Raw genomic sequence first — 21503 nt, 5'->3', positions numbered from 1 at the left:
GGCCGCATAGCGATCAGGCGTTGGCCTTCTCGTAGGCCTGGGCTACTTCTGCTGAAATCCGTCCGCGGGCTGACACCGCGATGCCTTTGGCGCGGGCCCAGTCGCGGATGGCGACGGTGCGGGCGCGGTCGTTGGCCGTGCGCGAGGTGTGGCCCTTACCCCGGGCCGCGCGACCGATTCTGCGAGCGCTCGAGGCCCAGGGCTCGAAGAGCCCGCGCAGCTGGCCGGCGTTGACGGTGGATAGGTCGATCTCGTATTCGACGCCGTCGAGGGCGAAGGCCACTGTTTCCTCGGCAGCGGACTTGCCGTCGAAGTCATCGACGAGCGTCACAACGACCTTGCGTGCCATGGGCATTCCTTTTCGTGGGTGGACAGCGGGCAGAGGATCGTAAGCAGAGGATCGTGATCATAACGAGCGGCCGCACGACGATCGAAGCTGCCCCGAATCGAACCCGGATCTGTGCGGTTCCTGGGATTCTTTCCCGGCGAGACGGTTTCGACCGAGCGGTCGGTTCAGTGAATTGTCAGCGATCTGGGTCCTGATTGTTGATGAGCAAGGACTCGTATGGGGTTTGTTGTTCAGTCTCGGGGATGAAGGGCTAACCTGGCGACATGTTGGCAAACTACCTGTGGCGAGTTGATCTGCCCGGCAACCGGAGTGGCTCAGGGGTACAGACGAGCCGAAGCGTTTGCGAATCGTGAGTGCGGTCAATGCATCCGAACACTCGGTGCCCCGCACTGAAGCGCAGGTCATTGCCCTGTGCAATCAGAAAGGCGGTGTCGGCAAGACCACCTCGACCATCAATCTGGGCGCGGCGCTGGCCGAATGCGGGCGGCGGGTGCTGCTGGTCGACCTCGATCCACAGGGCGCGTTGTCCGCCGGGTTGGGTGCCGTACTGAATGACCTGCCGTGCACGGTATACGACCTGCTAGGGGGATCGGGAAAGCTGATCGACGAGGTACTGATCAGGACTCACGTCGACAATGTCGATCTCCTGCCGAGCAATATCGATCTGTCTGCGGCGGAGATACGGTTGGTGAACGAGGTCGGCCGGGAACATTCGCTGCGGCGGGTACTCGACCCGATTCGGGACCGCTACGACTACATACTCATCGACTGTCAGCCATCCTTGAGCCTGCTCACGGTGAACGCGCTGGCCTGCGCGGACGGTGTGATCGTCCCGATGGAGTGCGAGTTCTTCTCGCTGCGCGGGGTAGCGCTGCTCACCGACACCATGGACAAGGTCCGCGACCGGCTGAATCCGGGCCTGAGCCTGTTCGGCATCGTGGTCACGATGTTCGACCAGCGCCTGCTGCATTCGCGTCAAGTACTGACCCGGGTTGCCGAGGTCTTCGGCGACCAGGTCTACGACACGGTGATCTCGCGGACGGTCCGCTTCCCCGACGCCAGCGTTGCCGGTGAACCCATCACCACCTGGGCGCCTCGATCCGCTGGCGCCGAGCAATATCGGGCCCTGGCCCGCGAGGTCATCCACCGATCCGGCCGTTGACGCCACGTCTACGACATGCGCGACCACGCCGCGTCGGGGTAGGGTCGCCGTGCCCTGCCCGCGATCGACCGAACTTTCGGATGTCGTCGGCGCCGTCACACCGACGAGGAGGACCCGGTGAGTCGAAGGGGTAACCGCCGGGCCGGGGACCATGCGGTCGTACTCGGTGGCGGGATCGCGGGTCTGTTCGCGGCCCGTATTCTGGCTGACCACTATGCGGCGGTGACGGTCGTCGAGCGAGATCGTTTGTCGGACGCGGAAACCAAACGCCGCGGCACTCCGCAATCGCAACATTCCCACGGCCTGCTGATGCGCGCCGCCGATATCGCCGAGTCCCGGTTTCCCGGCCTGATCGCCGAGCTGATCACCGATGGCGCGAAGGCCGTCAGCGCATTCGAGGATTTCCGCGCGATCTTCTTCGGAAACGTGCTGTATCGCGCTGAATTGGGCAGAACGTCCGTTGCCGCCAGCCGGCCATTTCTGGAATCGCATGTGCGTGCCCGGGTATCGGCGCTGCCGAATGTGACGATATGGGACGACGCTGTCGTAGCCGAGTTGGTCGCCTCCGAGACCGGCGTCGGCGGAGTGCGGGTGATGCGCCGGGAGACCGGCGGCGAACCGGTGCCTGTCCGTGCCGATCTGGTGGTCGACGCGATGGGGCGGGGTTCACGGACCGGTGCCTGGCTCGAGTCGCTGGGGTACCCGCGGCCACGCGAAGATCAGGTGCCCGTCGATATCGGCTATGCCACTTGCCATTTCCGACTGCCGCTGGACGCTGTCGGCGGCGATCGGATCGTCCTGGTGGGACCGATGCCGAGCCGACCCCGCGGGTTCGGGTTCGCGGTACAGGAGGGGGATTTGTGGGTGCTCTCGGCGTTCGGCGTCGGGAAGGAAAATCACCCACCGGCGAGTCCGGAGGCACTGCTGGATTACGCCGCCGAGTGCGCACCTGACGATGTCGCTACCGTAATTCGCCGTGCGATACCTGTCGACGACGTAGCGACCTACCGGTTCCGCACGGCGATATGGCGCCGGTACGAACTGCTGAATCGTATTCCGGGCGGAATACTTTCGATCGGCGATGCGGTGTGCAGTTTCAATCCGATCTACGGCAGCGGAATGACTGTCGCGGCCATTGCGGCGGATCTCCTGGATGAGGTACTCCAGCAGGGGACCGACGGTCTGCCACGCCGCTACTATCGCCGCGTCGGCCGCATGCTGCGCACCCCATGGTGGCTGACAAAGGTCAGCGATATGACAATGCCTCCCGTCGAGCTCGGCTCACCAGGGGTGAAATCACTTGCGCATGCAGGCTTGAACAGGATGTTCCGGGCAGCGGCGGACGATCCGGCGACCGCGGCGAAATTCCTCGATGTGCTGAATATGACGAAATCCCCACTGCACATGTTCGATCCACGTGTCGCCGCCGCGACGATGGGATTGCCCCGTCTTCGAGGACGCCGCACCGCGTAGGCCGATCGTGCGATTCACTCGGCCAAGGCGCGGCGCAGAACTCCCGCCAGTTCGGCGTTCTGCCGCTGCGACACCTCCGCGGACAGGATCGCCTGGGAGCCATGAAACGTACCGCGCCATTGGTGCAACTCGACCGACACCCCGGCCGCCATCAGGCGCAGTGCGTAGTCGATGTCTTCGTCGCGATTCGGGCAGAACTCTGCGGCGGCGATGTAAGCGGGTGGCAGGCCCGACAGATCGGTCGCCCGCGCCGGGGCCGCGTACGGCGTGGCGGGCGTGGAGCCCAGGTAGTGCCCCCACATTTGCGCGACCTTGTCGCGAGTCACGAACGGCGTATCGGTGAAATTCCGCTGTGACCACGTCTGCTGCCGGTCGTCGAGTCCGGCCTGGTGGAGCAATTGGAAACGGATCGGCGGCCCTTGCTCATCACGCGCCCGCAACGCCACCGCGGCCGCGAGACCCGCGCCCGCGCTGTGGCCGCCGATCGCGATGCGCGTCGGGTCGATGCCGAGTTCGGTTGCGTGCTCGGCAGTCCACTCCAGCACCGCGTAGATGTCATTGTGTGCGGCGGGGAACGGATTTTCGGGGGCCAGTCGGTAGGCCACCGAGATCACGGTCGTGCCGGAGCCGTTGGCGAGCATCGTGGCCCACGGATGTTCGGTGTCGAGATCACCCATCACGAATCCGCCGCCGTGCAGCCACACGATGGCTCCCTGGGACTGGTGTGGACGATAGATCCGCACCGGCACATCGGGATCGGCTGGGACCGTGCGGTTTTCGATGTCCAAGTTCGCGGTATCGGTAGCCGGTATCGCGGCGGCCAACGCGGCGAGCTGTTTACGCGCGGTGGCGGGGTCGGACAGGTCGGACGGCGGGAACAGTGAGAGGAATGGTTCGAGTTCGGGATCCATGACAGTTATCCTTCCGATCGGTCGCTCGGAGTTCATCCGCCAATCGTCGGGCATTCCGGCCCCGCTCCGCGACGAGTGCCGCATATCCTCCAGACCGTAGTGCCGCGGATGGCAGGTCCGAGCTCTTCAGCGAGCCGGTGATGGCCTTCGACCATCGTTCGACGTTGGTGCGCAAACTCGATATGGCGTCGCCTGACGAGCCTGGACGGCGTGGCTGCTGGGGAACCGCTGATTCGTGGCAGGCGGTGTCAGCGGGTTCGCAAGTCGATGGCAAGTCGTGGTGAATGCCCGTGGCGCAGAGTACGTTCCATGACGAGGATTGAAGTACCGCTCGCGGCCGATCGAGACGTCCGGTGGCGGGATTACGCGCTGATCGCCGGGGTGTGCTGTTCGCGGTGGGCAATGCGCTGCACACGTTGGAATATTCCGAAGCCGCCGAACAGGCGAGCACCTGGGCGGCCGCACACCTGACATTGACCGTCGGTGCGGTGCTGCTGGCAGCCGGGCTCGGGGTGGTGACCTCGGCGCGCACCACTGATCTGGGCATCGCGGGACAAGCGGTTGCCGGATGCGCGCATAATCGGAGCGTTGCGCTCGGCGCCGGATCGCCCGTTGGCGGTGGCCGATCGGGTGCGATTGCTGGGGCCGAACGGGGATTGGAGTGCGCGACCGTTGGGCAGCTGCGTCAGATGCTGACCGTGCTGTCGACGTTCTCGGCGGTGCTGTGGGTCTTGCGCGGCGAGCTGTCCGCCGCCGAGCGCATCTATGCCGAATGCAGTGCGGCGATGGTCGCCTCCGGCACCGCGAACGGCGCCGAACTCTTGATCGTGTCCGCCATGGTGCTGGGCTGGGCGCGCGGCGACCTGTCGGCACTGGTGGAGCCGATGTCCATGGTGTACGCGGTCGCCCCCGAGGCCATGGTGTTCCCGTATGTGCTGGCGCTGTGGGATGCGGGTGAGATCGACAGGGCCCGTGAGGTTTTCGTCAAGGCGGCGCCGATCGAACGCGACCACTACTGGTCGGTCATGGTGGTGTTCCGCGCTCGGGCCGCGATCCGGTTGAACGACTCCGCAGCCATGACCGAGTGCTACCGCGACATGCTGTCGCGGGCGGACACCATGGCGGGCCTGGATACCGGTTCGGTGGTCTACGCCCCCACGGACACGGTGCTCGCCGAACTCGCCGACGCCCTCGGTGACCCCGCCACGGCCGCCGACCACCGCGCCCACGCCGCCGCATTGTCGGCTCACATAGCCGCTCAGCTGGACGGACTTCAGGATTGATCGGCGACCGCGCCTGTTCGCGGCTGTGCTCATGAGGTGCTCGGCGCTGAGCTGGGCGGTGATGACCGGGAAGATGGTCGCCTCCTCGTCACCGATGTGTTCGGTGAGCAGCGCGTGCAGGTGTCCGAGCCCGGTGGTGAGTTCGGCGGCCGAGCCGGGCACGGAGCGGGCGAAGGCACGGGCGGTGTCGCGCAGCAGTGGCCACAGCACCGTGTCCTCGATGTCGTGGTGATGGTGGATGCTGTCGCAGAGCAGCAGCAGGTATTCGGCGAGGGCTGCGGCCCGAGTGGTTGGGCAGGCGGCGCGCTCGGCCGCGATGTCGGCGGTGAGGCTGGTGAGGCGGGCGTTGTCGGCGAGCGTGGCGCGATGGGCCAGGCGCATACCCAGCAGGTTCACCGATGCCGCGTGGGCCCTGCACGAGGCCCGGACTCGTTGGCAGGCGATAAAGAACCACAGGAACATTCCGAAATTGGTTGTGCCACAGCCGCTTGCCCCGAAGTATGGCGCGTTTGCTCCCTGATCGCTACGCTCATGGCCGTTCTGGAATGACGACGCACCCACAGCGGTACCAGGTTCCACGCGCTCGCCATCGATGTACGCCGGGTGGGGGGCCGACGCTCGCGATAGACCATGCTTCCCCTGCACCTAGTGCAGTCACCGTGCAGAGTCTCAACTGGCAAAGGGAACAGGATGAACCCGACCCAACCCACGACCCCAGCGGCGGCACTCCTTTCGCGCATCCACGCTGCTGGTTTTACCTCCATCGAGCACTTCATCTCAACCCTGCGCGTCGATCCCCTAGCCGACACGACCCAGCTAGCGCCACTTGCGAACTCGTACAGTCCCGGGGTGGGGCGGCATCGGGCTTAGGTGGCTACCGCGCCGCGAAGTCGCGCTGTGGTTGCCTGTCACGGTGTGTGGTCTCGTGTCCGTTTCCCAAGTTGGGAATGCCAATTTCCGCCGCGCGTTGCAGCACCCCGGACGAGCTGGAAATAGCAAAACCAGTCGGCCGCGAAATGGTACCTGACCTGGACTCACCGAAATCAGGGATATCCATTGGGCGAATCGCGGATAGCCTCCGGACATGGATGCCTTGGTGGTCCGATTGTCGCAGTTGGATGTGGAAGCGGAAGGCGCGCTGCGTGTCGTGATGTTCTACGACACCCTGATGCGCCGACGGGTGGATCTCCCGGCGCTGACCCGGGCCTCGGCGGTCCTGGCCGAGTGCGTGACCGGGATTCGAGTGCACGGCACGGGACGAGTGATCCGATTCGCACCGGATGGGCGGGAAGTGACGGGTCCGCCGCCGTCCGCGTCCACCAATGGGCCGATCATCCTCGACGAGGAGGAGATCGGCACGGTCTGGCTCGAACGCACCGACATCTCCCGCTCGCTCGACGAACTGCTGTTGGAGCGGCTCGCCATCGCGGCGGCGGCGGTCGTCGAGCGATACGGCCCGGCACGTACCACCATGGCGGATCCGGCGCTGGTCGAGCTGGTGATCAGCGCCGACAGCGATGAGGCGGCCAGGGCTCGGGCATTGCGGCTCTTGGGTTTTGCCGTCGACCTGCCGGTGCGCGTCGTGGCCGTTGGGTGTCGGCTTCCGCTCGACCAGGTCGGCGGCCTGATCTGCCCAGCCCGCCCGGTGAAGGCGGCGCCGCTGGCGGACGTGGGCGTCATTCTGGCCACCACTGTGGATCCGGCCCGATTTCCGGCAGGCGTACGCGCGGGCATCGGCGCCGCCGATCGCCCCGACCGGTCCTGGCGGGAAGCCCGCACCGCCCTGCGCTTCGCCACCGCGCGTAGCCCGATCGTCCGCTACGACGACCTCGGGGCGCTGGCCTTGCTCGCACAGGTACCCCAGGAGGCTGCGCGTGATAACGCCGATGTGGCCGCGATCGCCCGGATGGCAAGTACTCCGGAGGATCTGGAGACGCTCGACGCCTACTGTGCAACCGGCTCGCTGCGTCGGGCGGCCGAACTGCTGCACCTGCACCACAGCAGCGTCGCACGTCGCCTCGAACAGATCGAAAAGTCGACGGGTATCGAACTCGCCGAGCCCACCGGGCTCTTGCGGGCCAGGCTCGCGCTGACGGCGTGGCGGCTGCTCGACGAGCGGCCTTGACCAGTGGCTTTCCGGCATAGAAATCTGTCGTCCCAGACGGGGGAGCGGCGGCGCAAGGGGCGATAATTGGTTGGTGACGTCTTCGCCCGGATCTCCGATCTTCGACACCGCGGATGCGTCGCCCGGACAGTCGGGTGCGCGGTCTGCGGTCGGTAGTTTCCGCTTCTGGTTCGCCAGCCGCCGCTGGGAGTGGTCGCCGGAGGTGTACCGGATGCACGGCTACCGGCCCGGGGAAATCGAGCCGACCACCGAACTGCTGCTGGCCCACAAACATCCCGACGACCGCGAACACGTCGCCGAACGCATCGCCCGTTCCGTCGACCGCGGCGAGCCGTTCTCGAGCCGCCACCGGTTCATCGACACCTCCGGTGCCGAGCACAACGTCATGGTGGTCGCCGACCGCATTCTCGACGACGACGGTCGACCGGTGGGCACGACCGGTTTCTATATCGACCTGAGCGCCACCCTCGCCGAGGCAGAACGTGAAGCGCTCGAGGTGCGTTTGCCGGAACTGATCGAGTCGCGTGCGGTGATCGAACAAGCCAAGGGGGTGCTGATGCGGCTGTACGGGATCAATGCCGAGCAGGCGTTCAAGGTGCTGATCTGGCGCTCGCAGGAAACCAACATCAAGCTGCGTGTGCTGGCCGAACAACTGATCGCCGAGTTGGCCACCGTTCCAGCGCCCGAACCCGCGACCCGCGCCACCTTCGATCACGTTCTGCTGACCCTCCACGAACGCATCCCCAAGGACTGACCACACCCGATTTCCCAGCAGCGAGAGGTTGCGCCGTCGATGCCGGGCGTCGGCGAACTACGGTGTGGCGGTGGTACTGGAACCGAATGACCGGTTTGCTGGATTCGTTGTGCAGGCTCGGCTTGGTCATGGCGGTAGCAGTGATGTGTATCTGGCCGAGGATCCGGAACGGGCGCGGGCGGTTTCGCTGAAGGTTCTGGGTCCCGAGGACAGTCGGTCATCGGAGGCGCGTGCGCGGTTCGTGCACGAGTTCGACATCCTCTCCGTGCTGCGGCATCCCAATATCGTGCGGATGTACACGCACGGGGAAACCGACGGCAGGCTGTGGTCGGCACACGAGTACGTGGCAGGTACAACGGGGGCGATATTGGTGCCGATGCCGCACCGGCAGCCGGACCTGCGGCGGGTGCTGCATGTGCTGACTCGGGTCGCGGCGGGTTTGGATTTCGTGCACGCCAACGACATCGTCCATCTCGACGTCAAACCGGCGAATCTGTTGGTGGGCACGGATGACCCAGCGACGGTGAAACTTTCGGATTTCGACCAGGCTCGATGGCTGCACCGGCCCGAACCGCCCCTGGCCACAAATGGTTTCGTCGTGGTCTCGGTGCCGTACGCCGCCCCCGAGCTGCTGCAGGCAGGCGCCGTGTGCCCAGCGACGGACCAGTACGCACTGATCTCCACGGCCATCGAACTGCTCACCGGCCGCCCGCCGTTCCCGCGCGGAAATCTGATGGCCACCGCACAGGCCCACCTGCACGATCTGCCGCCCGATATCTCCGCACGCCGACACTGGATCCCACCCGAGGTCGACTCGATCGTGCACCGTTCGCTCGCAAAGGATCCGAACGCCCGCTACACCACCTGCGCCGAACCCATCGCCCTACTCACCGAGGCTCTCCACGAGACCCGTCCGGGCAGCCCCTTCCTGAAGCGTTTGAACGCGGCGTTCACCCGATCGGCGCTACGCCGGTAGCGATATCGGCGGCAGCGAAATGCCCGACACGGCCGGGCCGAATACGTTCCCGAGAACAGTCCGCTCACGACGCCGAAAGACCTGCTGAACAAGAAGATCGGCGTGAACACGCTGGGCGGCCGATTTGAGGCGGATATCCACGATGCGCTCTTCGGCCCGTTCGATCCGAACGCGCCGAAGTCATAGCGATCATTCGACAGGGAAGGCGAAGTCGCGGATGAGCGCCGCGAGCTCGAGGGGGCGGTCCCCCTGGACCGAGTGTCCGGCGCCGTCGACGACCGCGACCTGCGCGCCGGGGCGGCGGCGGCGCAGTTCCGCGACGTCGGCGTCGTCGACAACTGGTGAGCGTGCGCCGCGCACGAGCAGTAGTGGTGCTTGCACGGCGGACACGTCGTCCCACAGTGGGCTGAAGTCGACCGACCCGTCGGCGGTGGGGCGGAGTCGGTCGTAGCGCCAGATCCAGCGGCCGTCGTCGCGTGGGCGTGCGTTGTGCAGGACTCCGCGCCGCAGCGACTGGACCGACCGGCTCGGATTGTGCGCGACGGTGCGCTCCAGGATCTCGTCGAAGGATCCGAAGTCGGTGGGGCCGTTGACGAATGCGACTATCGCCGCGGTCTTGTTCGGGTTATTGCCGGTGCCCGGGGTAACGTCGACGATGATCAGGCGGCGCACCAGGTCCGGGCGGAGCGCGGCCAGTCGCACTGCGGTCAGTCCACCGAGGGACATGCCGACGACCGCCGTCGCCTGCGGCGCCACGGTATCGACCGCGGTGGCGACCGCGTCGGCCAGCCGGTGCGGTGTGTACAGATGGTCGGGCCACCAGTCGGAATGGCCGTGGCCGGGCAGGTCCAGCGCGACGAGTGGGCGGTTCAGCGCCAGCGCCACGGTGTCCCAGGTGTGCGCGTTCTGCGCGCCACCGTGCACGAGCACCAACTCCGGTTCGCCGTCACCCCAGCGCAGACCGCTGATGTGGCGACCGGACCCGATGTCGATCGAGAACCGCTGCACCTGGGGCGGACCGGACCAGGGCAGCCCGGCCTCGGCCGCGTTCTCGGCGAACAGTCCGAATTCGTCATAGTCCGGTGTTGTCATCTGAGCACGAAACCCTGTTTGTCGAAGATGGATTCAGCTGAAGTGGATGATCGAGAGCAGTCCGACGATCAGTGAGTACGTTGCGAACGGTAGCAGGGTGCGGGTTTGGAAGTGCCGCTCCAGGTAGCGCACGGCCAGCCAGGACGAGGCCCCGGACACGACCGCGCCGACGAGTATCGGCCCCCGAATGCCGTCGGTCTCCGGTCCGAACAGTTCCGGTAATTCCACGATCCCGGCCCCCAGGATTGCCGGAGTAGCAAGCAGGAAGGCGAATTTGGCCGCGTGAGTGTGTTCGAGACCGCGCCACAATCCCCCGACCATGGTGAGGCCCGCGCGGCTGAACCCGGTCAGCAGGGCGCCTGCTTGCGCGAATCCGATGCCTACGGCGTCGCGCTTCCCGAGGGCGGCCAGCGGTCGGTCGGATTGGCGGGCCGGATGCGATGCGGCGGTGAGGGCGAAACGTCGCCCGTATTCCGCCAGCGTCGGCTCGTTGCGCCGGCGCAGCCCCTCACCGATGACCAACACGACGCCATTGAGAGTCAGGAAGATGGCGGCATCGATGGGGCCCTCGAACAGTGCGTGCAGCGGATGGACGAGCAGCGGGCCGAGGATGGCTACCGGCGCGGAGGCGATCACGATCAGCCACGCCAATCGCTGCGGAACAGTATCGAGCCGCCTGGTGCGCAGTGTCGTGACGAAACCGGCGACTATCGCGCACCAGTCGCGCCAGTAATACCCGAGCAATGCCACGGCAGTCGCCACATGTAGCGCGACCACGAATGCCAGATAGGGATTGCCCGCGCCGGACTCGTTCTGGACCAGCAACTTCCGCCAATCACCGCCCACCCATGCGGCGATCAGCACGGAGTGGCCGAGGCTGGAGATCGGAAACAGCTCGGTGACCCCCTGCACCGCACCGATGACAGTCGCTTCAAGATAGGTGATCATCGCGGACGATTCTTGCACGTGCGCGACAGTCCTTCCGGCTGGGAGTAGCACACGCCGATTTGTCCGAATCCTGGTTCCCGCAGCATGTTTCGGGGGCGGACTACGATGCGATATCGTCCTGCGGCATTCGCCAGGATTCGCGCTGATCCTCCGTCGATGGGCACGACCGCAGTCCGCTGTGGGGTGATGGCCGCGTCCCACTGGCGAGTTCATGTACGGGAAGGTCTGTGGTGCCCAGCAATTCGTCGGCGAGTATCGAGCGAACTTCGTACACCAGTTCGTGGAACGAGGTGCCCTCGGGCAGTGAGGGTTTCGATTTCGTGCCGCGATGCTCGCGAGGATGCGCCGGTCTCGTCCAGTGCGGTGGGCTTCCGGGAGGGGCACCAGCGGCAATTCGGCGGGGCATTTTTTGACCCGCTCGGCAACACATTGTGTTGCCGAGCGGGTTCCTTCCCCGTTCGCTGCGCAAACGCCGCCACGTCGCACAGCGCTGCAATATTAGCCCACGCAACCCATAGTTCTACGTCGCCACGCCGATGTCGGCGAGTCCGGCGTGTTCGAAGCCGAAGTGTAGATCGGTGGCGCGCCGGACCGACCGAGGCGAGACCTCTACTGATGCAAGCGGTGCACGGCCCGTATGCATGGTGACTACTGCGCCGCAGCAGGTTCGGTTGCCGGGGTGGGCAGTCCGGCGAGGCGGTGCGGCGCCAGTAGGGATTTCACGGTTTCGGCGGGCAGCAGGCGGAGCTCGGTGGCGATTTCCTCGACGGGGCGGCCGGTGTGCAAGGCCTGCTTGGCGATTCGGGCGCTGGCGGCGTAGCCGATGTGGGGGGTGAGGGCGGTGACGATGCCGATCGAGCGGCGGACACCCCGTTCCAGATGGTCCCGGTGGGGGGTGATGCCCGCGACGCATCTGGTTGCCAGGGCATCGATGGCGGCGGTGAGGTGGGCGGTGGTGCGGAGCAGGCTGTAGGCGATGATCGGCTCGAAGGCGTTGAGCTGGAGCTGGCCCGCCTCGGCGGCCATGGTGACGGTCATATCGTTGCCGACAGCCGCGAATGCGACCTGATTGACGACCTCCGGGATGACCGGATTGACCTTGCCGGGCATGATCGATGATCCGGCTTGCACTGGGGGAAGCGAGATTTCTCCCAGACCTGTCGTCGGTCCCGAGGACATGAGCCGCAGGTCGTTGCAGATCTTGGACAGTTTGACCGCCACGCGCTTGACGATGCCGGAGATCTGGACGAACGCGCCGCAGTCCTGGGTGGCTTCGATGAGATCGGCGGCCGAGGTCACCGGAATCCGAGTGATATCGGCGAGATGGGTGCAGGCCAGCGCCGGGTAATCCGGATGGCCGTTGATACCGGTGCCGATCGCGGTACCGCCGAGATTGCATTCGCGCAACAGTGCGGTGCCCTCGTCGAGGCGCGCGCAGTCCTCGCGCACCATGATCGCGAAGGTGCCGAACTCCTGACCGAGCGTCATCGGTACGGCATCCTGGAGCTGGGTGCGGCCCATCTTGATGATGTCAGCGAATTCGCTTGCCTTGCCGTCCAATTCGGTTGCCAGCCGACCCAGTGCGGCGACGAGATCGTGGATGTGGTGCACGATGGCGAGTTTCACCGCGGTCGGGTAGACGTCGTTGGTGGACTGGCCCAGATTCACATGGTCGAGCGGGTCCAGTTCGGTGTAGCCGCCGCGGTCGTGGCCGAGCAACTCCAACGCCCGATTGGCGATGACCTCGTTGGCATTCATATTCGTCGAGGTACCGGCGCCGCCCTGGACAGGATCGATGGGGAACTGGTCGTGCAGTGCGCCCCCGCGGATCTCGTCGCAGGCCGCATCGATAGCGTCGGCACGGCGCGAATCGAGCAGGCCGAGGTCCCGGTTGGCCCGGCAGGCGGACTGTTTGACCGCGGCGAGCGCGGTGATCAGGGCCGGGTAATTGCCGATGCGGTCGCCCGTAATGGCGAAATTGTCCAGCGCGCGTGCAGTGTGGACGCCCCAGTAGGCCTCGCGCGGTACCGCACGGGTGCCGAGGGAATCGCGTTCGGTACGAGTGCTTTCGGTCATCGGATTCCTGTTCAGTTGGATGTGTGCGGGAACGGCTGTGTGGCGGGGTGATGCGAGAGTTCGCCGAGCAGATTCGTCGTCATCCAGCGGCGCAGCTCGCTACCGGACATGCCGAGGCCGACCAGGTAGCCGAGTTTCGCGAGCGCGGCCTCCCTGGTCATATCGCCGCCACCGATGGCACCGGCATCGCGCATGGCCCGGCCGGGTTGATAGCGGTCGAGATCGACTGTGCCGCTGTCACAGTGGGTGATGACGACTACCGGCGTTCCCCGTGCGGTGGCCGCGCGGATGGCCTCGACTGTTGCCGAACCGTGCAGTGGCAGTGTGCCTGAGCCGTAGCACTCGAGTACGAGTCCGCCCTGGTAGTGGCGCAGTGCCGTATCGAGCAGGTCCGGATGCATGCCGGGAAACACGGTGAACAGGCCGACGGGTGAGCCATCGATGCGCGGACGCGACTCGGGCAGCCGTGGTGGTGCGGGCGGCGGTGCGTACTCCCGCACCGTGGTGAATCCGTCGTAGTCGTCGCAGGCGCGTTTACTGGCCCGCACGGTCGGATGCAGCGACTCGCCGAAGGCGATGAATGTTCCCGAGACTGCCTGGGCGGCAATGCTGTTCAGCGCAAGCGTCAGGTTGCTCCGCGCGTCACTGCCGGGAAGGCCCAGCGGGATCTGTGCTCCTGTCAGCACGACGGGCACCTCGATACCGCGCAGCTCGAATGCCATCCGAGCGCCCACGTAGGCCATCGTGTCGGTGCCGTGCACAACGACGACACCATCCGGTTGCCGCTGCGCTACACCGGACCGGACTCGTGCGGCGATCCGGCGGGCGGTCTCGGGCCCGGCATCGGCACTATCGATGACCTGCTCGAGTTCGGTGTAGTCGAACCGAACCGCGATGCCGTTCTCGCGCTCGAATCGTGCGATGGTGTCCGCGATTTCGCCGCCCAGACCCCGGCGGGGCCGCAGGCCGTCACCGTGATCGACCATCCCGAATGTGCCACCGGTGTAGAGGATATCGACACTGATCTGCGAAAGACGGTGCGGCAGCGTGGCGATCGAAGTCACGCGGTCTCCGATCCGGTTTCCGACATCGGAGCGAGCACGTCCGGATCCAGCCGACCTCGCACTCGGAACCAACCCACCACCATCGCGACGACGACCAGCAGGAATGCCGCCAGCGTGATGCGCCCGATCTCGTCGTCGAAGAACATCAGCAGAATGACGGCGAGTAGGAAGCCGAGGGTGAGGATATTGAGCACCGGCGCGAAGGGCAGCCGGAAGGCGGGCCTGCGGTAGTGCCCCTGCTCGGCTCGGCGCACGAAGATCCAGTGGCATATCATGATCGACGCCCAGGTGCCGACGATGCCGAGTCCGGCCAAATTCAGCACGATCTCGAAGGCCTTCTGCGGCATTACCAGATTGAGCACCACGCCTGCGATACCGACCACGCTCGTGATCAGAATGCCGCCGTACGGTGCGCCATTGCGGTTCATGCGCTGGGCGAAACGTGGTGCCGCACCGGCCACTGCCATGGAGCGCAGGGTGCGACCGGTCGCGTAGAGCCCGGCATTCAGACTCGACATCGCGGCGGTGAGCACCACCAGATTCATGACGTCGGCGGCGTGCGGTATGCCGATCGAACTCATCACCGTGACGAACGGACTTTCACTGGGGGAGTAGGCCGTCCACGGCAGTAGCAGTGTGAACAGGACGACCGAGCCCGCGTAGAACAGGATGATCCGCCACATGATGGAGTTCACCGCGCGCGGCACCACCAGTCTGGGATTGTCGGCTTCGCCCGCGGCGACGCCGATCATCTCGGTACCGCCGAAGGCGAACACCACGCCGAGCGCGATGGTGAGCATGGGTGCGAGGCCGCGGGGGAACAGTCCGCCGTGATCGGTGATCGTCGAAATGCCGGGGTCGTGCCCACCGACCGAGGTGCCGGTAACGATGAATCCGATGGCCAGCAGCATGAACACGACGATGGTCCCGACCTTGACCAGCGCGAACCAGAATTCGAGTTCGCCGAACAGTCGCACCGACATCACATTGAGTGCGACGACGACCGTCAGCGCGATCAGCGCAAGCACCCACTGCGGCACGGGCACGAAGAACGACCAGAAGTGCGCGTAGAGCGCGACCGCCGTGATGTCGGCGACGAGGGTCGTCGACCAGTTCAGGAAGTAGAGCCAGCCCACCGAGTACGCGCCACGCTCACCGAGGAATTCGCGGGCATAGGACACGAACGCCCCGGACGAAGGCCGGTACATGACCAGTTCGCCGAGTGCGCGCACGACCATGAACGTGAAGATTCCGCACACGATGTAGACGAGGGCGAGGGACGGTCCGGCGAGCGCCATCCGGCCGCTGGCGCCGAGGAACAGTCCGGTGCCGATCGATCCGCCGATCGCGATCATCTGCATATGGCGCTTGCGTAGCCGCTTCTGGTAGCCGAGGTCCCCGATATCGATCCGCGGTGCGGGCGTGGTGGCGGCGGTCGACTGTTGGTCGTGATGTTGCATCGAAAACCTTCCATGGGCCGGATCCAGCCGCGAAGAAGTAAGGCTGTCAGGCTGTAAGACAGGTTGACTGTAATGGGGGTCACAGCGGCTGTCAATGCCATACTGGGTCGCGTGACGGTCGAGGAAGGGTACGTGCAGCGCATCGGCGCCACCGAAGCGGTCTTTCGCCGACTGAAGAGCCTCATCCAGAGCGACGATTACGCGGTGGGCGATCGGCTGCCCGCGGAGCTGGCGCTGGCCAAGCAGTTCGGGGTGAGCCGACCGGTGGTCCGCGAGGCGCTACATGCCTGCGCCATCCTCGGACTCACCGAAACCCACACCGGCCGAGGCACTTTCATCGTCTCCAAGAATGCCGATACCCAGCCGACCTTCGCGGGGGTCGGCGCGGGTGACCTGATCGAGGCGCGCAGGCTCATCGAAATACCGGCCGCCGGATTCGCCGCCGAGCGCGGCACGCCGGAGCAGGTGCGGCAGCTGTTCGAGATCCTGGACAAGCTCGCGGCGGCCCCGGATGCGCACGAATGGGTGCGCTACGACGGCGAATTGCACACCGCGATCGCGGCCGCGAGCGGAAATACGATGCTGACCGCCATGGTGGCCGACACTCGCCGCGCGCTGGACCTGCAATCGGAGTTCTTGAATCTGACCCAGGACCGCCGCACCGATTCCGACCGCGAGCACGAGGCCATCGTGCGGGCCATCGAGGCCGGTACGCCCGAGGCCGCGCGTGCGGCGATGACCGATCATCTGGAGCGAGTCGCCGAAACGGTCGCCCGCATCGGCGCCTGAGCGGCCTACCGTCGCGGTTCGGACGGCTGGTGTGTGCGCTGGATCGTGAGTGATGCGGCGAGCAGACGTGAGTTGTTCGGATCGGCGGGATCGACACCGGTGAGTTCGGCGATGCGGCGCAGTCGATAGCTGAAGGTGTTGGGGTGCACATGAAGTCGTGCCGCCGCGGCTTTACGGTCGGAGCCGTAGCGCAGGTGTGCCTCCAACGCCTCGAGGAGATGCGGGTTGCTCAGCAGTGGGGTGATCCGTTCGGCCAGCCGGTCGCGGGCGTGGCCCGGTCGGGTGAGCTGGTATTCGAGCAGCAGATCGTCGAGTCGGTATGTTCCGGTCGGGCGGCCGAGCAGGCGTGCGAGCGTTGCGAGTTCGGCGACCTCCGCCGCGGCTTCGGGCAGTTCGGCGCGCGGGACCGCCGGGCATTCGGCAAGATGCGCCGACGCGCCGAATTGTTCGGCCAGCTCGGCCGCCAGGCGGGCGTAACGGGTCGACTCGGGTTCATCGGAATACCTTGGAAGCAGGGCGATTCCGGTGGATCCGTCGAAGGTCACCAGCGCGGTGCCATTGCTTATCGTGTCGAGGGTGCGGTGCAGGATCCGTATCCGTCGCCGGGCCAGTAGATCGGCGACGGAGGTGGGTTGGTCGTCGGAATCGATATGGATGCCGAGCACCGTGTAGCGCTCGCTGAGCGGGGTGTCGGCGCGGGCGGCCTGTTCATCGGCGGGCTGGCCGCGCAGCAGTGCCGAACACAGTTCGCGGCGGGCTTCCCGCTCGGCGTTGTAGATGGATTGTTCGACCGCCGTATAGGTCTCGACGACGATGATATTGATGTGCTTGAGCAGATCGAGCAGGCGGGAGCCGACTTGGACCAGATCGGCCATTTCTTCGGGCGTCGCGAGTGCGGCGGCCTCGGCGAGCACCGATTGCGCCGAACCGTGGATTGCCTCGATCAGGATCGACAGCGGGAAGCGGTCTTCGGCATGCCGCTCGGCGACCGGTGCCACGAAGGTCGCGACCTCGGCTCCGGTGAATTCGCGGTCTTCGCCGATGGCGTGCAGTACGGCCCGGCCGCAGGCGTAGATGGCGGGCAGCACCTCGGCGGTGAAATGGCCCTCGGGCAGATCGGTCGCGGGCGGGGTCGCGCCGAGGCCCTCGGCGAGCATGCGCTCGGAGATCTGCGGCCACCGGGTCAGTAGCCGGGTCACTAACGGAGCGTCTCGGACGGCCGAGGTCGAAGCGGTTGCCATGCGCCGATTGTTGCCGACGACAGTGGGCGGTTCAACGTTTCGGTTTTATCAACCAGAACTTTGTCATCGACGACAAACCGGTGTGGAGTTTATTCGTCATGGCGTGTAGTGACGCCGACTAACGACCGTCCTACATTTCGAATACCGCGTAATCGCAATGGCGGCCATCACATTTCGTGCGATCTGTGACGTGTGGCATAGCGACCGGCGTGGGGCGGAACCGATCGGAATGGGAAGTACGAAATGTTTGCAATGAAGCAACGGGGCTGCCGCGCCTTCGCGGGAGCCGCCCTCATCGCTGGGCTGTCTGTGGCGCATGGGCTCGGAATCGGTGCGGCGGGCGCGGAGCCCGCCGAATCCGATCAGCAATTCCTCGTCGAACAGATCAACGCGGGGCTGGCCCCGGCTCCGGACGGACGGCAGCCACAGGTGATCGTGGATACCGGAAGTGGATCGGGCTGGGCGAAGAGCATCGCCTCCAATACCATCGGCGAAGGGCCCGAAATGAACACGGCTCTCGCGGCTTTCGCGTACGGTCTCGCGCAGCCGGATGCCGCGCCCGCGGGTGCGAACCGGTGGGACTGCATGCCGAGTGCCGAGCATCCGAACCCGGTGGTGCTGTTGCACGGCACCTGGCTCAATGCCTTCGACACGTTCGCCTATCTCTCGCCGCAGTTGGCGCGGGCGGGATTCTGCGTATTCGCCTTCAATTTCGGGCGATCCGGGCTGATGGAGGGCGGTGGGATCGGTGCGATGCTGCCAGGTCGCTACGGGGTCGGGCCGATGGCCGAATCCTCGCGCCAGCTGGCCGATTTCGTGGAGCGGGTGCGCGCGGCCACGGGGGCGGAGAAGGTAGATATCGTCGGCCACTCGCAGGGTGGGACGGTGGCGAATCAGTATCTGAAATTCGACGGGGGCGCCGATAAGGTCGGCAAGCTGGTCACTTTCGGTGCCACCCACCACGGCACGGCCTTGATGGGCATCGCGTTGCTTGGGCGGGCCATCAATAACCTCGGCGTGAATATCCTCGGCTTCTACGAGCCGATCGTCGGGCTGTCGAATATCGAACAGGCGGTGGGGTCTTCGTTCTATGCGCGGCTCAACGCGAACGGCGATACCGTGCCCGGTGTCGATTACACGGTCGTCGGGTCGCGGTACGACGAGGTCACCAACCCCTACAACTGGACCTTCCTACAGGCCGGGCCGGATGCCACGGTCGACAACATCACGCTGCAGGACGGCTGCGAACAGGATCTGTCCGACCACCTGACCATGATGTATTCACCACGCTCGGCCTCCATCGCGCTCGAGGCCCTGGATCCCGCGCACCATTCGAATCTGGACTGCAGCTTCAACCCATGGTTGATCGGAGGTGGCGGCGGCCTCTGAGTTCGACCGATGAACCCTGCCCGAAGCGGCCGAGCCGGGCAAGGTGTGGACTTCCCAATCTCGGGAGGTTTGACGACCTGAGTGAAAATTGACCATGCCACTGCCCGTACTCAGGGCCATGCGAAGCGGGCTGTGGTTACCGGTCAGCACACCCGGTTGCACCTGACCGTGGTAACGACACAGCAGGAGACCTCGGTGATGCAGCGGTCGCGGTTCGATCCGGGCGAACTGCGGGCGATGGTGACGAGGTTGGAACGCCTGATCGCCGAAGCCAACCGAACCGTCGTCGAGCTGAAGGCCGCGATCGAATTCGCGGAGGTGGAGTCGGTTGCGGTGTCCGAAGAGGCGCGTTCGGATGCGGGATCCGTGGAGGTGCAGTCTGTCGAAGCATCTGCTGCGGTGCTACCGGACGGCGCACCCGCGGGAGTGCAGTCGGGCGCGGCATCTGCGGAGGCGCGTTCGGTCGACGCATCCGAAGATGCGCGGTCGGACATAGCCCTCACGACAGCACATTCGAATGTCGCGTCTGTCGCGGTGCACTCGGACGTTCGGCCTGTTGCGATGCGGTCGGATGTCGCATCGGCGGCAATGCGGCAGGGAACCGTGTCAGGTCGACCGGCGACAGACCAACCCACCACAAGTCGGCGCCGCCCACTCGTACGCGAGCCCGAACCAACTCCGTGGTCCCGTCGCAGAGTGGACACCCCGTGGTCACAACGCACGGTCCGTCCGCGCCCGGCGAGACCGAACACACCCACCGAACCCTCCACATCCCATGCACCGGAACCGATCCCGGTCGCAGCCCCGGCCCCACCGATAACCCAGCGAACCCTGCCCCGACAACCCACCACGGTCCCCGAGCTCGCCGCATCGGCACCGACTGGTTCACTGCGCGAGACCGCGAAACCGGAAGCGGTTCAACCGTCGACGGATGTTCAAGCGCCGAAGGCGGTTTCGCCACCGGTGAATATCCGGCCACCAGATCGTCTGCCGTCGGCGAATGTTGCGGAGCCCGTCGCGGGGGCGGTCCCGGTGGATGTCGGGGTACGCCCAACTCCGTCTCTGCCAGTCGATGTTCGAGAACCCGAGACGGCACGCCCGCAGCCTGTGGATGTCGGCGAGCCGGACGCCACGGCGCAGATGCCGAATGCTGCCGAGCCCGCGGCGCTACCAACGGACGTTCGGGAGCCGGAGGCAGGTTCGCGGTCGGCTGATGTTTCGGAACCTGAGACGGTACGACCGCCGGTGGATGTCGGAGTGCCGGATCGGGTGCCGTTGCCGACTGGTGCCGTAGTGCCAGTGGTTGAGGTGCTACCGGCGGACGTTCGGGAGCCGGAGGCAGGTTCGCGGTCGGCTGATGTTTCGGAACCTGAGACGGTACGACCGCCGGTGGATGTCGGAGTGCCGGACCGGGTGCCGTTGCCGACTGGTGCCGCGGCGCGAGTGGCGGAGGCGCTACCGGTCGATGATGGCGAGTTGGAGGTAGTGCCGCTACCGGCCGATGTTGCGGCATCGGCGGCGGAGGCACTACCGGAGGATGTTCGCCAACCCGAGGCCGCGTCGCTTCGGGTGGATGTCTCGGAACGCGAGTCGATATCCGCGCCCGTGAACGATATCGAGGCACCTGCGGCTGTGCCGTTCCTGGCGGATGCGGTGGCTGCGGGCGCGGCGTCACCGGGAGATGTTCGGGAACCAGCAGCCGTGTCGGTACCCAGTCGCCCGCTCGGCGAGATCGCGAGCCCTGAGGCGATTCAACCGTCGACGACTGGTCAATCGCTGGAGGCAGTTTCGCCGACGACGGATGTTCGGCCGCCGAATCCTTCGCCCCTGTCGGTGGATATCGCGGAACGCGTGCCGATGGAAGTCGGGATGCCCGAGGGCCTGCCCTTACCGGTGAATGCGGCCGGGGCCGCAGTGGTGCCGCGACCGGCGGACGCCAGGGAGCCGGGGATTCCTGAGCTACCGGGCAACGTCGAGGAACCGCCACTGCCGGTCTGCGCTCGGGAACCAGAGTTGGGACGACCGTCGGCGGATACTGCGGCGCACGGGGCAGTGCCGCTGTCAGCGGATGCTGCGGAGCCCGAGGCCGTAGCGCTACCGGTGGATGTCGCGGAGCCTGGGGCGGACGCACTACCAGCGGATGTTCGCGAACCCGAGGCTCTGTCGCTTCTGGTGGATGGCAGTAGGTCGGACGAGGTATTGCTACCAGCTGACGTTTCCGTACCCGAGTTGGGACGTGCGCCGGTGGAGATCGAGGCGCCAGGGGCGCTGCCGTTGCCAGCAGATGTTCGGGAGCCTGAGGTACTGCCGCTACCGGCGCACACGCCGGAACCCGAGGTGGCACGCGCGCTGGTGGATTCTGGTGCGCCCGAGGTGGTGCCGTCGTCAGCAGTTGCTGCCGAGCCAACGGC

At 66.0% G+C, this 21503-nt stretch carries 16 protein-coding genes and 2 pseudogenes; 9 read left to right on the top strand and 9 right to left on the bottom strand.

Annotation, left to right across the window (positions count from 1 at the left end):
- Window positions 1-13: 13 nt before the first annotated feature.
- Window positions 14-349 carry a histone-like nucleoid-structuring protein Lsr2 gene (locus tag NP3_RS22105; protein ID WP_063043516.1) on the bottom strand — a complete coding sequence of 112 codons (336 nt, stop codon included), beginning with the start codon at window positions 347-349 and terminating at the stop codon, window positions 14-16.
- Window positions 350-695: 346 nt separating this feature from the next.
- Here NP3_RS22105 and NP3_RS22100 point away from each other — a divergent pair, with 346 nt between their 5' ends.
- Window positions 696-1511, top strand: a complete 816-nt coding sequence (locus tag NP3_RS22100; RefSeq protein WP_373864778.1) for a ParA family protein — start codon at window positions 696-698, stop codon at window positions 1509-1511.
- A gap of 117 nt (window positions 1512-1628) precedes the next feature.
- Window positions 1629-2984, top strand: coding sequence for an NAD(P)/FAD-dependent oxidoreductase (locus NP3_RS22095; RefSeq protein ID WP_063043509.1), 1356 nt, complete (start codon window positions 1629-1631; stop codon window positions 2982-2984).
- 14 nt (window positions 2985-2998) lie between these two features.
- Here the strand turns inward: NP3_RS22095 and NP3_RS22090 are convergent, their stop codons facing one another.
- Window positions 2999-3895, bottom strand: coding sequence for an alpha/beta hydrolase (locus NP3_RS22090; protein ID WP_084508782.1), 897 nt, complete (start codon window positions 3893-3895; stop codon window positions 2999-3001).
- A 353-nt stretch (window positions 3896-4248) separates the two neighbouring features.
- Between NP3_RS22090 and NP3_RS50550 the strand changes: the two genes are divergently transcribed.
- Complete coding sequence (locus NP3_RS50550; RefSeq protein ID WP_063043507.1) at window positions 4249-5178, top strand: hypothetical protein; 930 nt, start codon at window positions 4249-4251, stop codon at window positions 5176-5178.
- 123 nt (window positions 5179-5301) lie between these two features.
- Here NP3_RS50550 and NP3_RS51555 read toward each other — a convergent pair.
- A pseudogene (locus NP3_RS51555) lies at window positions 5302-5559 on the bottom strand (hemerythrin domain-containing protein); the annotation flags it as partial.
- A 703-nt stretch (window positions 5560-6262) separates the two neighbouring features.
- Between NP3_RS51555 and NP3_RS22075 the strand changes: the two are divergent.
- From NP3_RS22075 to NP3_RS22065, 3 genes are all read left to right on the top strand, one after another.
- On the top strand, window positions 6263-7303 hold the full coding sequence (locus NP3_RS22075; RefSeq protein WP_063043505.1) for a PucR family transcriptional regulator: 1041 nt from the start codon (window positions 6263-6265) through the stop codon (window positions 7301-7303).
- 73 nt (window positions 7304-7376) lie between these two features.
- Window positions 7377-8057 carry a PAS and ANTAR domain-containing protein gene (locus NP3_RS22070; RefSeq protein WP_373864777.1) on the top strand — a complete coding sequence of 227 codons (681 nt, stop codon included), beginning with the start codon at window positions 7377-7379 and terminating at the stop codon, window positions 8055-8057.
- A 70-nt stretch (window positions 8058-8127) separates the two neighbouring features.
- A complete protein-coding gene (locus NP3_RS22065; RefSeq protein ID WP_169814542.1) occupies window positions 8128-9033 on the top strand; it encodes a serine/threonine-protein kinase in 906 nt (301 codons plus the stop codon).
- Window positions 9034-9222: 189 nt separating this feature from the next.
- On the opposite strand, the gene NP3_RS22060 is transcribed toward NP3_RS22065, so the two are convergent.
- From NP3_RS22060 to NP3_RS22040, 5 genes are all read right to left on the bottom strand, one after another.
- Window positions 9223-10125 (bottom strand): alpha/beta fold hydrolase, encoded by a 903-nt coding sequence (locus tag NP3_RS22060; protein WP_063043503.1) that lies wholly within the window; start codon window positions 10123-10125, stop codon window positions 9223-9225.
- A 33-nt stretch (window positions 10126-10158) separates the two neighbouring features.
- A complete protein-coding gene (locus NP3_RS22055) occupies window positions 10159-11073 on the bottom strand; it encodes an undecaprenyl-diphosphate phosphatase (protein WP_063043502.1) in 915 nt (304 codons plus the stop codon).
- A 648-nt stretch (window positions 11074-11721) separates the two neighbouring features.
- Window positions 11722-13149, bottom strand: a complete 1428-nt coding sequence (locus NP3_RS22050) for an aspartate ammonia-lyase (protein WP_063043501.1) — start codon at window positions 13147-13149, stop codon at window positions 11722-11724.
- Window positions 13150-13160: 11 nt separating this feature from the next.
- On the bottom strand, window positions 13161-14213 hold the full coding sequence (locus NP3_RS22045; RefSeq protein ID WP_063043500.1) for an asparaginase: 1053 nt from the start codon (window positions 14211-14213) through the stop codon (window positions 13161-13163).
- Window positions 14210-15673, bottom strand: coding sequence for an amino acid permease (locus NP3_RS22040; RefSeq protein WP_063043499.1), 1464 nt, complete (start codon window positions 15671-15673; stop codon window positions 14210-14212). The genes NP3_RS22045 and NP3_RS22040 overlap by 4 nt, the downstream gene beginning before the upstream one ends.
- Before the next feature lie 111 nt (window positions 15674-15784).
- On the opposite strand from NP3_RS22040, the gene NP3_RS22035 reads away from it, so the two are divergent.
- Complete coding sequence (locus NP3_RS22035; protein WP_218024909.1) at window positions 15785-16462, top strand: FadR/GntR family transcriptional regulator; 678 nt, start codon at window positions 15785-15787, stop codon at window positions 16460-16462.
- 5 nt (window positions 16463-16467) lie between these two features.
- Here the strand turns inward: NP3_RS22035 and NP3_RS22030 are convergent, their stop codons facing one another.
- A complete protein-coding gene (locus NP3_RS22030; protein ID WP_063043497.1) occupies window positions 16468-17703 on the bottom strand; it encodes a PucR family transcriptional regulator in 1236 nt (411 codons plus the stop codon).
- A gap of 243 nt (window positions 17704-17946) precedes the next feature.
- Here NP3_RS22030 and NP3_RS22025 point away from each other — a divergent pair, with 243 nt between their 5' ends.
- Both NP3_RS22025 and NP3_RS48110 read left to right on the top strand, forming a co-directional pair.
- On the top strand, window positions 17947-19092 hold the full coding sequence (locus NP3_RS22025; RefSeq protein WP_373864776.1) for an esterase/lipase family protein: 1146 nt from the start codon (window positions 17947-17949) through the stop codon (window positions 19090-19092).
- Between the two features lie 1389 nt (window positions 19093-20481).
- Window positions 20482-21503 (top strand): annotated as a pseudogene (locus tag NP3_RS48110) (hypothetical protein); the annotation flags it as partial.

Source organism: Nocardia pseudovaccinii NBRC 100343 (assembly GCF_001613225.1).
Taxonomy (GTDB): Bacteria; Actinomycetota; Actinomycetes; order Mycobacteriales; family Mycobacteriaceae; genus Nocardia; species Nocardia pseudovaccinii.
Note: the sequence above shows the minus strand (reverse complement) of the source record. Positions and strands in the feature narration are given on the sequence as shown.

Bases quoted from the DNA above. Each gene is read 5' to 3' on its own strand.
- NP3_RS22105 (WP_063043516.1), bottom strand. From the start codon at position 349: ATGGCACGCAAGGTCGTTGTGACGCTCGTCGATGACTTCGACGGCAAG.
- NP3_RS22090 (WP_084508782.1), bottom strand. From the start codon at position 3,895: ATGGATCCCGAACTCGAACCATTCCTCTCACTGTTCCCGCCGTCCGAC.
- NP3_RS22075 (WP_063043505.1), top strand. From the start codon at position 6,263: ATGGATGCCTTGGTGGTCCGATTGTCGCAGTTGGATGTGGAAGCGGAA.
- NP3_RS22060 (WP_063043503.1), bottom strand. From the start codon at position 10,125: ATGACAACACCGGACTATGACGAATTCGGACTGTTCGCCGAGAACGCG.
- NP3_RS22055 (WP_063043502.1), bottom strand. From the start codon at position 11,073: ATGATCACCTATCTTGAAGCGACTGTCATCGGTGCGGTGCAGGGGGTC.
- NP3_RS22050 (WP_063043501.1), bottom strand. From the start codon at position 13,149: ATGACCGAAAGCACTCGTACCGAACGCGATTCCCTCGGCACCCGTGCG.
- NP3_RS22040 (WP_063043499.1), bottom strand. From the start codon at position 15,673: ATGCAACATCACGACCAACAGTCGACCGCCGCCACCACGCCCGCACCG.
- NP3_RS22030 (WP_063043497.1), bottom strand. From the start codon at position 17,703: ATGGCAACCGCTTCGACCTCGGCCGTCCGAGACGCTCCGTTAGTGACC.
- NP3_RS22025 (WP_373864776.1), top strand. From the start codon at position 17,947: ATGTTTGCAATGAAGCAACGGGGCTGCCGCGCCTTCGCGGGAGCCGCC.